Origin of the sequence: Oceaniglobus indicus (assembly GCF_002751875.1) — a bacterium.
Classification (GTDB): Bacteria; Pseudomonadota; Alphaproteobacteria; order Rhodobacterales; family Rhodobacteraceae; genus Oceaniglobus; species Oceaniglobus indicus.
In genome coordinates, this window is record NZ_NMZM01000007.1 from 111,955 (window position 1) to 124,670 (window position 12,716).

A 12,716-nucleotide genomic window follows, 5' to 3' on the forward strand; every position below is an offset into this window, starting at 1 on the left:
CGCGGCGCGGCGCAACGGGGCTTGCGAAAGGGGGTGGCCATGGGTGAAAGTGCGCGGATGACACGGGAGAGCGGCATGACGGATACGATGACACGACCCTGGCGTTCGGTTCTCTATATTCCGGGCGACAAGCCGCGGGCGCTGGACAAGGCGCGTGGCCTGCCGGTGGATGCGATCATCTTCGATCTGGAAGACGCGGTGGCACCCGATGCGAAATCCGCCGCGCGCGACACGCTGTGCGCGGCCCTGCGGCAGGGCGGCTATGCGCCGCGCGCCACCATGGTGCGGATCAACGGCTTCGACACCCCTTGGGGTGCCGACGATCTGAACGCCATTGCCGAAACTGGCCCCGATGCCATCCTGTTGCCCAAGGTGAACGGCGCCGGCGATATCCAGGCTCTTGCCGCGCGTTTGGACGCGCATCCCGGCACAGCTGACACGCGGATCTGGGCGATGATGGAAACCTGCGAAGGCATTTTGAACGCCGCTGAAATTGCCCGCGCGCCGCGCATGGGCGGCTTCATCCTTGGCACCAATGATCTGGCCAAGGAAATCGGCTGTGACACCGGCGGCGACCGCGGGGCGCTGGTGACGGCGCTTCAGACCTGCGTCATGGCGGCGCGGGCGGCGGGGATCGTCTGTATCGACGGGGTGTTCAACGCCTTTCGCGACGACGACGGGTTGCGCGTGGAATGTGAACAGGGCCGCGCCTTCGGGATGGATGGCAAGACGCTGATCCATCCGGCGCAGGTGCCCGTGGCCAACGCCGCCTTCGCGCCCTCGGCCGACCGGATCGACCTGGCAAAGCGTCAGATCGCGGTGTTCGAGGCGGCCGAGGCGGCCGGGCAGGGGATCGCAGTGCTGGATGGCCAGATCGTCGAGAACTTGCATATCGTCACCGCCCGCGCGATCCTTGCCCGCGCTGCGGCCATCGCCGCCCTGTCCGAAGACGCAGACCCCGCAACAAGGAAGACCTGATGATCCTGATCGTTCTCGGCCTCGCCCTCTGGGCAGGTTCGCATCTCTGGAAACGTATGTCGCCACAGACACGGGCGGGGATGGGCGACAAGGGCCGGTTGATCGTCGCCGTCGCGTCGGTGATCGCCATCGTCCTGATGACCATCGGCTATCGCGGGGCCGAGGGGCCCGTGTACTGGGGCCGCACGCCGGCCATGACCGGCATCAACAACCTGTTGATGCTGCTGGCATTCTATCTGTTCGCGGCCAGTGGCGCAAAGACCTGGATCACCGGCAAGGTGCGCCATCCGCAATTGACGGCGGTCAAGACCTGGGCCATCGCGCACCTGCTGGTGAATGGCGATCTGGCGTCCATCGTCCTGTTCGGCGGCTTGCTGGCCTGGGCGGTGGTCGAGGTGATCGTCATCAACCGCGCCGAACCGAACCGGCCGCCGGCCCATCCGGTGCCGGTGAAGAAGGAAGTGACAGCCGTGATCGCGGCGGTTGTCGCCTATGGCATCGTCTCCGCGATCCACATCTGGTTGGGAGTGAACCCCTTTGGCTGAGCATACCATCTATCGCCTGTTGACCGGCGATGACACGTCCGAGTTCTGTCACAAGGTTTCGGATGCCCTGGCGAAGGGCTGGGTGCTGCACGGTAGCCCGGCCTATGGCTTCGACGCGGCCAACGGCGTGATGCGCTGTGCGCAGGCGGTGACCAAGACGGTCAGCGTGCCCTATACGCCCGACATGAAGCTGGGCCAGCAGTGAACGCAGGGGCGAAAACCAACGCCGGCCGTTTTTTCGAGGATTACCGCGTCGGCGAGGTGATCGCCCATGCCGTCCCGCGCACGGTCGGATCCGGTGAACGCGCGCTTTATCATGCGCTGTATCCGGCGCGCCATGCGCTGTATTCGTCGGACGTTTTCGCGCGGCAATGCGGTCTGTCGGGCGCGCCGCTGGACGACATGATCGCCTTTCATGTGGTGTTCGGCAAGACGGTGCCCGACATCTCGCTGAATGCGGTGGCAAACCTCGGATATGCCGAAGGCCGCTGGCTGAAACCGGTGTGGCCGGGCGATACCCTGCGCGCCGAATCCCGGGTGATCGGCGTCAAGCAGACCTCGGGCGGCACCAACGGGATCGTCTGGGTGCGCACGACCGGCTATGACCAGCATGACGAACCGGTGCTGACCTATGTGCGCTGGGTCATGGTGCGGCGCCGTGCACCGGGCGATGCCCCCGAAACGGTGGTGCCCGATCTCGCAGCGACGGTCGCGCACGGTGATCTGGTGATCCCGCAGGGCCTGGATTTCACAGGCTATGATTTCGCGGCAGCGGGCGAACCCTGGCGGTTGGGCGACTACACCGTGGGCGAGGTAATCGACCATATCGATGGCGTGACGGTGGAAGAGGCCGAACACATGATGGCCACCCGCCTGTGGCAGAATACCGCGCGGGTGCATTTCGACGCCACGGCGCGCGATGGCGGGCGGCTGATCTATGGCGGGCACGTCATATCGCTGGCGCGGGCGCTGTCGTTCAACGGGCTGGCCAATGCGCAGATGGTTGTGGCGCTGAACGCCGGTGCCCATGCCAACCCTTGCGCGGCGGGCGATACCGTGCGCGCCTGGTCCGAGGTTCTGGGCACTGCCGAAACATCCGCCCCCGGCGTCGGCGCGATCCGCCTGCGCACCGTGGCGACCAGGAACGGCGGCGAGGGGTTGCGCGGCGAGGACGGCAAATACCTGCCCCATGTCCTGCTGGATCTGGATTACTGGGCGCTGATGCCGGTGTGACGGCGGCCATGCCCGCGCTCGGTGTGATGTGGTTGCACAGCATCGGGCGATGGCCGAGAGTGTGACGAAACGTCGGACACCGGATGGTCGTTTGTGATCACAACCGGCGTTCCACCCGGCGATTTTTCGGGATTGCGCCAAAAAACCGCAATCGATCGCGCGCCGATCCCGTGACAAGGGCGGGAAAAGCGTTAGAACCGACTCAACGGAAGCGAAAGGACGACGCCATGGCAGATGTGAACCGGGGTCAGCGGCCCCTGTCGCCGCATATTTCGATCTACCGACCGCAACTGACGTCGATCACGTCGATCCTGACGCGGATCACCGGCAACGCCCTGATCGTGGCCGCGCTGCTGATCGTGTGGTGGTTCGTGGCCGCCGCCGTGTCGCCCGAGGCGTTCGCCCGCGCCGATGGCGTGATCACCAGCTGGTTCGGCGACCTTGTCATGTTCGGGTCGGTCTGGGCGCTGTGGTATCATTCGCTGGCCGGGCTGCGGCATCTGTATTGGGACACCGGACGCGGCATGGACGTGCCGACGGCGGAAATGTTGGGCTGGGCCTGCATTGGCGGGTCGGTGTTTCTGACCATCCTGACGATCATCGTGGTTTAAGGGGGCCGACATGGGATTTATGACGGATCGCAAGCGGGCCTCGGGCCTTGGATCGGCCAAGACGGGCACGACGCATCATTGGCACATGACGATCAGTTCGGTCGCCCTGGTGGGGTTGGTTCCGCTGTTCGTGTTCACGGTGGGTCCGATGCTGGGCGCCTCCCACGCCGAGGTGGTAGCCTATTATTCCCGGCCGTTCCCCGCGGTGGTGGCGGCGCTGACCTTTGTCGTCGGCTTCATGCACTTCAAGAACGGCGCGCAGGTCATGATCGAGGATTACGCCCAGGGGTTCGCCCGCAAGGCGTTGATCGTCGGCGTCACCTGCCTGTCGTGGACGGCAGCGGCGGTGGGGCTGTTCGCCCTGGTCCGACTGGCACTCTGAGCTAACTCGCTGAATGACAACTGGCTGATCTGGAGCGACCCAAATGGCAGCATATGATTACGAGACGCACGAATTCGACGTCGTGGTCGTCGGGGCCGGGGGCGCCGGTCTGCGTGCGACGCTCGGCATGGCCGAACAGGGGTTGCGCACCGCCTGCGTGACCAAGGTGTTTCCGACCCGGTCCCACACCGTCGCGGCCCAGGGGGGCATCGCGGCGTCGCTGTCCAACATGGGACCGGACAACTGGCAGTGGCACATGTATGACACCGTCAAGGGGTCCGACTGGCTGGGCGATACCGACGCGATGGAATACCTGGCCCGCGAGGCGCCCAAGGCGGTGTACGAGCTGGAGCATTACGGCGTCCCGTTCTCGCGCACCGAGGAAGGCAAGATCTATCAGCGGCCGTTCGGCGGACATACCACGCAGTTCGGCGAAGGCCCCCCGGTTCAGCGCACCTGCGCCGCCGCCGACCGCACGGGCCACGCGATCCTGCACACGCTGTATGGCCAATCGCTGAAGCAGAAGGCGCAGTTCTATATCGAATATTTCGCCATCGACCTGATCATGTCAGACGACGGCGTGTGTCAGGGCGTGATGTGCTGGAAGCTGGACGACGGCACGCTGCACCTGTTTTCGGCCAAGATGGTGGTGCTGGCCACGGGCGGATACGGACGCGCCTATTTCTCGGCCACCTCGGCCCATACCTGCACCGGTGACGGGGGCGGGATGACCGCGCGGGCCGGTCTGCCGCTTCAGGACATGGAGTTCGTTCAGTTCCATCCCACCGGTATCTATGGCGCCGGCTGTCTGATCACCGAAGGCGCGCGGGGCGAGGGCGGATACCTGACCAACTCCGAAGGCGAGCGGTTCATGGAACGCTATGCCCCCACCTACAAGGATCTGGCGTCGCGCGACGTGGTGTCGCGCTGCATGACGATGGAGATCCGTGAAGGGCGCGGCGTCGGCAAGAACGGCGACCACATCCACCTGAACCTGAACCACCTGCCGAAAGAGGCACTGCACGAACGTCTGCCCGGCATTTCGGAATCCGCGCGCATCTTTGCCGGTGTCGACGTGACGAAAGAGCCGATCCCGGTCCTGCCCACGGTTCACTACAACATGGGCGGTATCCCGACGAACTATTGGGGCGAAGTCCTGGCGCCCACCGATGGCAAGGATGACGCGGTGTCGCCGGGCCTGATGGCCGTGGGCGAAGCCGGGTGCGCGTCGGTCCACGGGGCCAACCGCCTCGGGTCGAACTCGCTGATCGACCTGGTGGTGTTCGGGCGCGCCGCCGCGATCCGCGCCGGTCAGATCGTCGATCCCTCGACCCCGGTGCCGACCCCGAACAAACGCTCGGTGGAAGCGGCCCTGTCGCGGTTCGACGGTCTGCGCTACGCCAAGGGCCACGTGCCGACGGCGGAACTGCGGCTGGAGATGCAGAAGACGATGCAGGAAGACGCTGCCGTGTTCCGCACCGATGAAACCCTGGCCGCCGGCCAGAAGAAGATGGAAGAGGTCGCAGGCAAGTTGAGTGATATCAAGGTCACCGACACCTCGATGATCTGGAACAGCGACCTGATGGAAACGCTGGAGCTGGAAAACCTGATGCCCAACGCCGTGGCGACGATCACGGCGGCAGCGGCGCGCAAGGAAAGCCGGGGCGCCCACGCCCACGAGGATTACCCCGAGCGCGACGATGAAAACTGGCGCAAGCATTCGCTGATCTGGTTCAAGGGCCAGAAGGCGACGCTGGGCTTCCGCGGCGTCCACCTGCAACCGCTGACCAGCCACAATGAAGGCGGTATCGATCTGAAGAAGATCGCGCCGAAGAAACGGGTGTATTGATGCGCGTTCGGGCATTTGCCGCGGCAGTTCTGTGTCTTGCCGCCGCGCCGGCCCTTGCGGGCGGACGTGCCGCCTGCAACGTCGAGGCCGGTTTCGTGCTGAGCCACGACACCCAGGGCCGGGCGATCTGTGTGCGGCAGGTGATGCCGGTGTCGAACGCCCAGAACCGCGGGTATCTGACCGGCGCACCGCGCGAACGGCGGCGCGGGTTTTTTTGCCGCTATCCCCACCGACCGTCGGATTCGGTGTTCATCGGTGGCGCGGGATACCTGATCAAGGATGACGTGCGCCGCCGTCACGGCTGCCTGTGAGACATCCGATCGGCAGATCCGGCGCGACGATCGCCATGCTCGTCGCGCTTGGCGTGGGGGTGGCCTGCACGCCCATGGCGCGCGACGATCTGACCCGCGCGGCCGCGCGCAACGCGATCCGCCCCGTCGTGCAGCAGCGTTTGCCGGGGGTGCCGGTGGAACCTGCCATCGACTGTGTCATCGACAACGCCCAGTCCGCCGAACTGCTGTCGCTTGCTTCGGATGCGGTGACCGGGCCGACCGCGAATACCGTGCAGATCGTGACGAATATCGCCTCCCGCGAGGGGGCCCTGAGATGTCTGGCGACCGAAGGTCTGCCAGCCCTGCTGAGATAGAGGAGCCAAGAGATGGTCCAACTGACGCTGCCCAAGAACAGCCGGATGCGCACGGGCAAGACATGGCCCAAACCCGAGGGCGCGACGAACCTGCGCACCTTCAACATCTATCGCTGGACCCCCGACGATGGCGAGAATCCCCGCATCGATACCTATTTCGTCGATATGGATACCTGCGGGCCGATGGTTCTGGACGCGCTGATCAAGATCAAGAACGAGATCGACCCGACCCTGACGTTCCGCCGGTCCTGCCGCGAAGGCATCTGCGGATCCTGCGCCATGAACATCGGCGGCATCAACACGCTGGCCTGCATCTATGGCATGGACGAGGTGAAGGGCGATGTGAAGATCTATCCGCTGCCGCACATGCCGGTGATCCGCGACCTGATTCCCGACCTGACCCATTTCTATGCCCAGCATGAAAGCGTGATGCCGTGGCTGGAAACGACGACGCCGCGCCCGGCCAAGGAATGGAAGCAGAGCATCGAGGACCGCAAGAAGCTGGACGGTCTCTATGAATGCGTCATGTGTGCGTGCTGTTCCACTGCCTGTCCGTCCTATTGGTGGAATGGTGATCGGTATCTCGGGCCGGCCGCGCTGTTGCATGCCTATCGCTGGATCATCGACAGCCGTGACGAGGCGACGGGCGAACGGCTGGACGATCTGGAGGATCCGTTCAAGCTGTATCGCTGTCATACGATCATGAACTGCGCCAAAACCTGCCCCAAGGGGTTGAACCCGGCCAAGGCGATCGGCGAGATCAAGTCGTTGATGGTCGAACGCCAGGTCTGAGATGACCGGCACCGCGGGCGGGCAGGAAACGGCGCCGACATTCAGCATCGTGATGGTCGATTACGACGGGGCGGTTGCGCGCGACGATTTCCGCCGCGCGATCGCCAGCCTTGCCGCGCAGACCTGTGACGACTTCGAGGTGCTGATCTATCACGACGGGCCGAAGGACACGCCCTATGAGGATGAGCTTGCCCAGACGCCGAAACCCGCGCGATTGCGGTTTTTCACGTCCGAGCGTCGCGAGGACGATTGGGGTCACTCAAACCGCGATCGCGGCATTCGCGCGGCGCGGGGGCAGTGGATCCTGCACACCAATGCCGACAATGTTCTTTATCCGCAGGCCATCGAACGGCTGTCGGCCACGGTGAAAGACAAACGCCCCTACGTCAGCGCCCGTCAGCACAGGTATCCCGCGGGCCTGAAAAGCATCGCCAAGCGATGCGACAAATGGTTCGGCACCAACCTGCAAAAGCGCGAAATCCGCACCGTGACGCAGCGACAGATCGTGATCTTCGCGATCCTGCTGCGCGGTGTTCTGCCGTCGGGCGGAAAATACATGCGCCTGCCCGAGACGGCGAAGGATCATGCGCTGGTGATGGGGGGCGTGCCGGTGCGTCCGGGTTTTATCGACGCGATGCAACTGGTGATGCGGCGCGACCTGTGGCTGGAGCAGGGCGGATGGAGCGACAAAAGGTCGGAATCGGATGGTGTGATGTATCGTCGCTTTGCCCTGACATATGATGTTCTGGTGCTTCCGGAAATACTTGGAGAGCATTGGTGATAAGATCCTGGGGCGAATTGCGTTTTCGGTTGCTGAAATCGAACCGATTGAAATATCGCGGCCTCGTGGTGCCGATTGACCGCGATCTGGTGCCGAAGGCGGTGATCAAGCAATTGCTGCGCGGCCAATACGAAGTGCCGGAAATCGAAGCCGCCCTGGCGCTGATCCGGCCCGACGACCGCGTGCTGGAACTGGGCACCGGGTTGGGGGTGGTTTCGGCCCTGGTGGCGCAGAAACTGACGCGGGGCAAGGTTCTGACCTTCGATGGCAATCCGAACCTGCAACCGTCGATCAAGGCGCTTCATCGTGCCAACGGGATCACCAACGTCACGCCCCGTCACGGTCTGGTGCAGGGGGGCGCCGGTGCCGGCACCGCCACGTTCCATCTGAACGTGAACTTTCCCGAAGGCAGCATTGCGTCGGCGCGGGGGTCGACCGAAACCATCGACGTGCCGGTTGAAAGCTGGGATGCGGTGGTTGAGGCGTTCCGCCCCACCGTCCTGATCTGCGATATCGAGGGGGCGGAAGTCGATCTTCTGCCGGCGGTATCGCTGGACGGGCTGCGCGCGGTGGTGATCGAACTGCACCCAGACGTGGTGCCTGCCGACAGGCTTGCCGCGTTGAAAAAAACGCTCGGGGATGGGGGGCTGGTGGCGCGCGACGACCTGGCATCGGGCACCGTGGTGGCTTACGTCCGGCAACCGTGAACGGCCGATGGCGGTCGGGTGATTTGCCCGGCTTTATCCGAATTTCGGGCGCAGTCCCGTTCAGGGAACGCGCCCGATTTCGACGGCAATACCGGGCGTCAAAAACCGGTTGGCCGCCCGTGTTTCTCAGATCTTGAAATCGTCCAGCGATTGGCCATTCTCAAGCGCCTTCTTGACCCAACCCGGTTGACGCCCGCGACCCGTCCAGGTTTGAGTCGGGTCTTCGGGGTTGCGATATTTCGGCGGATTTTTCTGGGTGGGCTTTCGGCTCTTGCGATCATCGCCGACTAGATCGGACAGATCAAAGCCATGTTCCAATGCGACGTTTTCGGCCGCTTTACGGGCATCGGCCCGGCGTCTGGCTTCCAGTGAATCCAATGCCTTGTCCACATCCTTGCGCAATTTCAAAAGTTCATTCCGGTCGAGTTTATCCAGATCCATGGTGCATCTTTCCGTTTGCCCTGCGCTTATCAATTGCGCTTGTGCGGCCTTCTTCCCCCATGCATGGAAAAATGCAAGTCAAAACCCCGTTAAAGACCCGCAAAATTCGGAATATGATCATTACTACCGGCGTGATTGCGCGAAATCATTGCGCCGCAACCCTGGTCGGGTCGGCGATGGCGGTTATATCCAACATGATCCGGTTCAGTTCGAAATCCTTCGGGGTATAGACGCGGGTCACTCCGAGTCGTCGCAATTCGGCGGCGTCCAATTCGGGGATGATGCCGCCCGCAATAACCGGCAGATGGCCCAATCCCGCGGCTTTCAGCCCGGCCAGAACCTCGGCCACCAATGGCAGATGGCTGCCGGACAGGATCGACAGGCCGATGACGTGGGCCTCGCTATTGCGCGCCGCCGCGACGATTTCATCCGGGGTAAAGCGAATGCCGTCGTAAGAGATGTCGATCCCGCAGTCGCGCGCGCGGGCGGCAATCTGTTCGGCACCGTTGGAATGACCGTCGAGTCCGGGTTTGCCGATCAGCAGTTTCAGCCGCCGGCCCAGACGGGTCGATACGGCATCGACCGCGGCGCGGATTTCGGCCAGATCCTCGGTGCGGTTCGAGGGGTTGCGCGACACGCCCGTGGGGCCGCGAAACTGGCCGAACACGGCGCGGATCGTATCGCCCCATTCGCCTGTCGTGACGCCCGCCTTGGCCGCGCGGATCGACGCCGGCATGATGTTCTCTCCGCTGTGCGCCGCGGCGCGCAAGGCGTCCAGAGCAGCGCGACAGGCCGCTTCGTCGCGTTCGGTTCGCCACGCGTCCAGGCGGGCGATCTGGTCGGCTTCGGCATCCTTGTCGGCCGCCATGATCGAACCTTCGCCCGCGGTCAGCGGCGAGGCTTCGGCGCCGGTAAACCGGTTGACGCCGACCACCGTCGTCTCGCCGCTTTCGATGCTGGCGATCCGCGCGGCATTGCTTTCGACCAGGCGTGATTTCATGTGCTCGATCGCCTTCACCGCGCCGCCCATGGCGTCGATGGTGGCCATTTCCGCCCGCGCGCTGTCCTTCAGGCTTTCGACTTTGGCCGCGATGGCCGGGTTGCCATCGAACAGGTCGCCGTATTCCAGCAGATCGGTCTCATAGGCCAATATCTGTTGTGCGCGCAGCGACCATTGTTGATCCCAGGGGCGCGGCAACCCCAAAGCTTCGTTCCACGCGGGAAGTTGCACGGCGCGGGCACGGGCGTTCTTGCTCAGCGTGACGGCAAGCATTTCCAGCATGATGCGATGCACATTGTTTTCAGGCTGTTGTTCGGTCAATCCAAGGGAATTGACCTGGACGCCATAACGAAAACGACGATAGAGCGGGTCGGTCACGCCATAGCGCGTCACGCAAATCTCGTCCCACAATTCGCCGAACGCTCGCATCTTGCACAATTCCGTGACAAAGCGGATTCCGGCATTCACGAAGAATGAAATGCGACCGACCATTTCGGGAAAGTCGGCCGCGGCCACCTTGCCGCGCAGATCGTCCAGAACGGCCGTGGCGGTGGCCAATGCATAGGCCAGTTCCTGATCCGGCGTCGCGCCTGCTTCCTGCAGATGATAGGAACAGACGTTCATCGGGTTCCATTTCGGCAGATGTTCGCGGGTGTAGGCGGCGATATCCGTGATCATGCGCAAGGACGGTTCGGGCGGACAGATATAGGTGCCGCGCGACAGGTATTCCTTTATGATGTCGTTCTGCACGGTGCCCTGCAATCGGGCGATGTCGGCGCCCTGTTCCTCGGCGGCCGCGATATAAAGCGCCAGCAGCCACGGCGCCGTGGCGTTGATGGTCATCGAGGTGTTCATCCGGTCCAGCGGGATATCGGCGAACAGCGCCCGCATGTCGCCCAGGTGCGCCACCGGCACGCCGACCTTGCCGACCTCGCCGCGCGCCAGTTCATGGTCGCTGTCGTATCCGGTCTGGGTCGGCAGGTCGAACGCCACCGACAGACCGGTCTGCCCCTTGGCCAGGTTGCCGCGATACAGGATATTGCTGGCGCGGGCAGTGGAATGACCGGCATAGGTGCGAAACAGCCAGGGGTCGTCTTTCGGGGGGATGCCTGCCATCTGGAACTCCTGAAGTCGCGTAATTAAATTACGTTTCAAAACTTGCTAGGGTAATAAAATGGCGCTGTCAATCGCTGCGTTGCGGCAAATTCGCGTCGCCGTCGCTGCGGTGCCGGATCGGGATTTACCGGGCCGGGCCGACGTGCCACGGTTTCCCCCATGTTCGCGCGCGTCGAAATTCCCGTCTGGCTGCTAGGCCTGATCCTTCTGTTCGCGGCGGTCACCTTTGCCACGCATTTCCTGAACCCGACGGTAGGGTGGTTTTTCCGCAAGCGGGCCGAGCGGGTCGTGGCACGGCTGAACACGCGGCTTCAGGTGCCTATTCAGCCGTTCAAGCTGTTGCGGCGGGCCGACATGATCCAGCGGCTGATCTACGATCCCGCGGTCATCGACGCGGTCAGCGCCCGCGCCCGCGAGCTGGGCGTGCGCGAGGATGTCGCCTTTGCCGAGGCCAAACGCTATGCGCGCGAGATCGTGCCCGGTTTCAGCGCCAGCGCCTATTTCGGGTTCGCCATCCGGGCAGCACGCTGGTTGTCGACCAGCCTGTATTCCGTCCGCCGGATCGAGACCGAAACCGAACTTCTGGCCGATCTCGACCCCGAGGCGGTGGTGGTGTTCGTGATGAATCACCGCTCGAACATGGATTACGTGCTGGTCACCTATCTTGTCGCCGAACGGTCGGCCCTGTCCTATGCGGTGGGTGAATGGGCGCGGGTGTGGCCGCTGTCGGCGCTGTTTCGCGCGATGGGCGCGTATTTCATCCGCCGGAAGTCGCGCAACGCGCTCTATCGCCGGGTGCTGGCGCGCTATGTGCAACTGGCCACGGCGGCGGGCGTGACACAGGCGATCTTTCCCGAAGGTGGTCTGTCGGTCACCGGCGCGGTGGGGCAGGCCAAGCTGGGGTTGCTCAGCTATCTTCTGGACGGCAATCGCGACGGCACGCGGCCCCTGGTGTTCGTGCCTGTCGCGCTGAATTACGACCGGGTGATGGAGGACCGGATCCTGATCGAGGCGGCCCGCACCGGCGAACGGCGCTTTCGCGGCTCGTGGCGCAGCAGCGTGCCGTTCGTTCTGCGGTGGGTGTGGCGCCGGATCACCGGCCGCATCCGGCGCTTTGGCACCGCTGCCGTCAGCTATGGCACGCCGCTGCACGTGGGGCCGGACGACCGCGATCCCGATGCGGTGGGCGCCGAACTGATGCGACGTCTGCGCCGGGCGGTGCCGGTGTTGCCGATTCCGCTGGCCTGCCTGGTGCTGACGCGCGCCGGCGGCGTGATGAGCGAGGCGGAGTTTCATCGCGAAACCCGTGAACTGACGGCCCGACTGGTGGCTTGCGGCGCGCGCCTTGCGCTGGACGTGTCCAAGGGGGATCTGCCGGCGCTGGACATGCTGCGCCTGCGCAATATGGTGCGCGATGACCCCGCGGGCGTTCGTGTCGTGGAAAGCAAGGTGTCACTTGTCGCCTATTACGCGGCGTCGATCGCGCATCACCTGGAAAATGCGCCGGAAGACGGCGCAGCACTTCCGCATTCACGTCCTGACGAGACATAAAATTACAAAAGACCACTTCTAGAGGTTGCATTGTTGCGGGCTGCTTCGTATTCCGGAATGCGAGGCGCAATTCTGCGCTGCGGC

Annotated in this window: 15 protein-coding genes; 13 read left to right on the forward strand and 2 right to left on the reverse strand. The window is 63.9% G+C overall.

The annotated features are described in order from the left end of the window. Positions 1-75 precede the first annotated feature (75 nt). From CFP68_RS12265 to CFP68_RS12320, 12 genes are all read left to right on the forward strand, one after another. A complete protein-coding gene (locus CFP68_RS12265) occupies positions 76-978 on the forward strand; it encodes an HpcH/HpaI aldolase/citrate lyase family protein (protein WP_241524068.1) in 903 nt (300 codons plus the stop codon). Then, positions 978-1,523, forward strand: coding sequence for an NnrU family protein (locus tag CFP68_RS12270; protein ID WP_099827228.1), 546 nt, complete (start codon positions 978-980; stop codon positions 1,521-1,523). The genes CFP68_RS12265 and CFP68_RS12270 overlap by 1 nt, the downstream gene beginning before the upstream one ends. After that, positions 1,516-1,728, forward strand: coding sequence for a DUF1737 domain-containing protein (locus tag CFP68_RS12275; protein WP_193825226.1), 213 nt, complete (start codon positions 1,516-1,518; stop codon positions 1,726-1,728). Before CFP68_RS12270 ends, CFP68_RS12275 begins: the two co-directional genes overlap by 8 nt. After that, positions 1,725-2,756: a MaoC family dehydratase gene (locus tag CFP68_RS12280; protein WP_099827229.1), complete on the forward strand. Its 1,032-nt coding sequence runs from the start codon at positions 1,725-1,727 to the stop codon at positions 2,754-2,756. The genes CFP68_RS12275 and CFP68_RS12280 overlap by 4 nt, the downstream gene beginning before the upstream one ends. Before the next feature lie 227 nt (positions 2,757-2,983). Beyond that, on the forward strand, positions 2,984-3,367 hold the full coding sequence (gene sdhC, locus CFP68_RS12285) for a succinate dehydrogenase, cytochrome b556 subunit (protein ID WP_099827230.1): 384 nt from the start codon (positions 2,984-2,986) through the stop codon (positions 3,365-3,367). A gap of 10 nt (positions 3,368-3,377) precedes the next feature. Further along, positions 3,378-3,749, forward strand: coding sequence for a succinate dehydrogenase, hydrophobic membrane anchor protein (locus CFP68_RS12290; RefSeq protein ID WP_099827231.1), 372 nt, complete (start codon positions 3,378-3,380; stop codon positions 3,747-3,749). 43 nt (positions 3,750-3,792) lie between these two features. After that, a complete protein-coding gene (sdhA, locus tag CFP68_RS12295; protein ID WP_099827232.1) occupies positions 3,793-5,598 on the forward strand; it encodes a succinate dehydrogenase flavoprotein subunit in 1,806 nt (601 codons plus the stop codon). After that, complete coding sequence (locus CFP68_RS12300; protein WP_099827233.1) at positions 5,598-5,909, forward strand: hypothetical protein; 312 nt, start codon at positions 5,598-5,600, stop codon at positions 5,907-5,909. Before sdhA ends, CFP68_RS12300 begins: the two co-directional genes overlap by 1 nt. Positions 5,910-5,944: 35 nt before the next feature. Then, positions 5,945-6,244 (forward strand): hypothetical protein, encoded by a 300-nt coding sequence (locus CFP68_RS12305; RefSeq protein WP_099827356.1) that lies wholly within the window; start codon positions 5,945-5,947, stop codon positions 6,242-6,244. Positions 6,245-6,256: 12 nt separating this feature from the next. After that, positions 6,257-7,036 (forward strand): succinate dehydrogenase iron-sulfur subunit, encoded by a 780-nt coding sequence (locus CFP68_RS12310; RefSeq protein ID WP_099827234.1) that lies wholly within the window; start codon positions 6,257-6,259, stop codon positions 7,034-7,036. A 1-nt stretch (position 7,037) separates the two neighbouring features. Then, a complete protein-coding gene (locus tag CFP68_RS12315; protein WP_099827235.1) occupies positions 7,038-7,817 on the forward strand; it encodes a glycosyltransferase in 780 nt (259 codons plus the stop codon). Further along, a complete protein-coding gene (locus CFP68_RS12320) occupies positions 7,814-8,524 on the forward strand; it encodes an FkbM family methyltransferase (RefSeq protein ID WP_158234167.1) in 711 nt (236 codons plus the stop codon). The genes CFP68_RS12315 and CFP68_RS12320 overlap by 4 nt, the downstream gene beginning before the upstream one ends. A gap of 126 nt (positions 8,525-8,650) precedes the next feature. On the opposite strand, the gene CFP68_RS12325 is transcribed toward CFP68_RS12320, so the two are convergent. Further along, positions 8,651-8,965 (reverse strand): H-NS histone family protein, encoded by a 315-nt coding sequence (locus CFP68_RS12325; protein ID WP_099827237.1) that lies wholly within the window; start codon positions 8,963-8,965, stop codon positions 8,651-8,653. Positions 8,966-9,110: 145 nt separating this feature from the next. Then, a complete protein-coding gene (locus CFP68_RS12330; protein WP_193825227.1) occupies positions 9,111-11,081 on the reverse strand; it encodes a methylmalonyl-CoA mutase family protein in 1,971 nt (656 codons plus the stop codon). Positions 11,082-11,240: 159 nt separating this feature from the next. Between CFP68_RS12330 and CFP68_RS12335 the strand changes: the two genes are divergently transcribed. After that, positions 11,241-12,632 (forward strand): 1-acyl-sn-glycerol-3-phosphate acyltransferase, encoded by a 1,392-nt coding sequence (locus tag CFP68_RS12335; RefSeq protein WP_099827238.1) that lies wholly within the window; start codon positions 11,241-11,243, stop codon positions 12,630-12,632. Positions 12,633-12,716: the final 84 nt, after the last annotated feature.

Coding starts and splice junctions, on each gene's coding strand:
- CFP68_RS12265 (WP_241524068.1), top strand. CDS start 76: ATGACGGATACGATGACACGACCCTGGCGTTCGGTTCTCTATATTCCG.
- CFP68_RS12270 (WP_099827228.1), top strand. CDS start 978: ATGATCCTGATCGTTCTCGGCCTCGCCCTCTGGGCAGGTTCGCATCTC.
- sdhC (WP_099827230.1), top strand. CDS start 2,984: ATGGCAGATGTGAACCGGGGTCAGCGGCCCCTGTCGCCGCATATTTCG.
- CFP68_RS12290 (WP_099827231.1), top strand. CDS start 3,378: ATGGGATTTATGACGGATCGCAAGCGGGCCTCGGGCCTTGGATCGGCC.
- sdhA (WP_099827232.1), top strand. CDS start 3,793: ATGGCAGCATATGATTACGAGACGCACGAATTCGACGTCGTGGTCGTC.
- CFP68_RS12300 (WP_099827233.1), top strand. CDS start 5,598: ATGCGCGTTCGGGCATTTGCCGCGGCAGTTCTGTGTCTTGCCGCCGCG.
- CFP68_RS12305 (WP_099827356.1), top strand. CDS start 5,945: ATGCTCGTCGCGCTTGGCGTGGGGGTGGCCTGCACGCCCATGGCGCGC.
- CFP68_RS12310 (WP_099827234.1), top strand. CDS start 6,257: ATGGTCCAACTGACGCTGCCCAAGAACAGCCGGATGCGCACGGGCAAG.
- CFP68_RS12315 (WP_099827235.1), top strand. CDS start 7,038: ATGACCGGCACCGCGGGCGGGCAGGAAACGGCGCCGACATTCAGCATC.
- CFP68_RS12325 (WP_099827237.1), bottom strand. CDS start 8,965: ATGGATCTGGATAAACTCGACCGGAATGAACTTTTGAAATTGCGCAAG.
- CFP68_RS12330 (WP_193825227.1), bottom strand. CDS start 11,081: ATGGCAGGCATCCCCCCGAAAGACGACCCCTGGCTGTTTCGCACCTAT.
- CFP68_RS12335 (WP_099827238.1), top strand. CDS start 11,241: ATGTTCGCGCGCGTCGAAATTCCCGTCTGGCTGCTAGGCCTGATCCTT.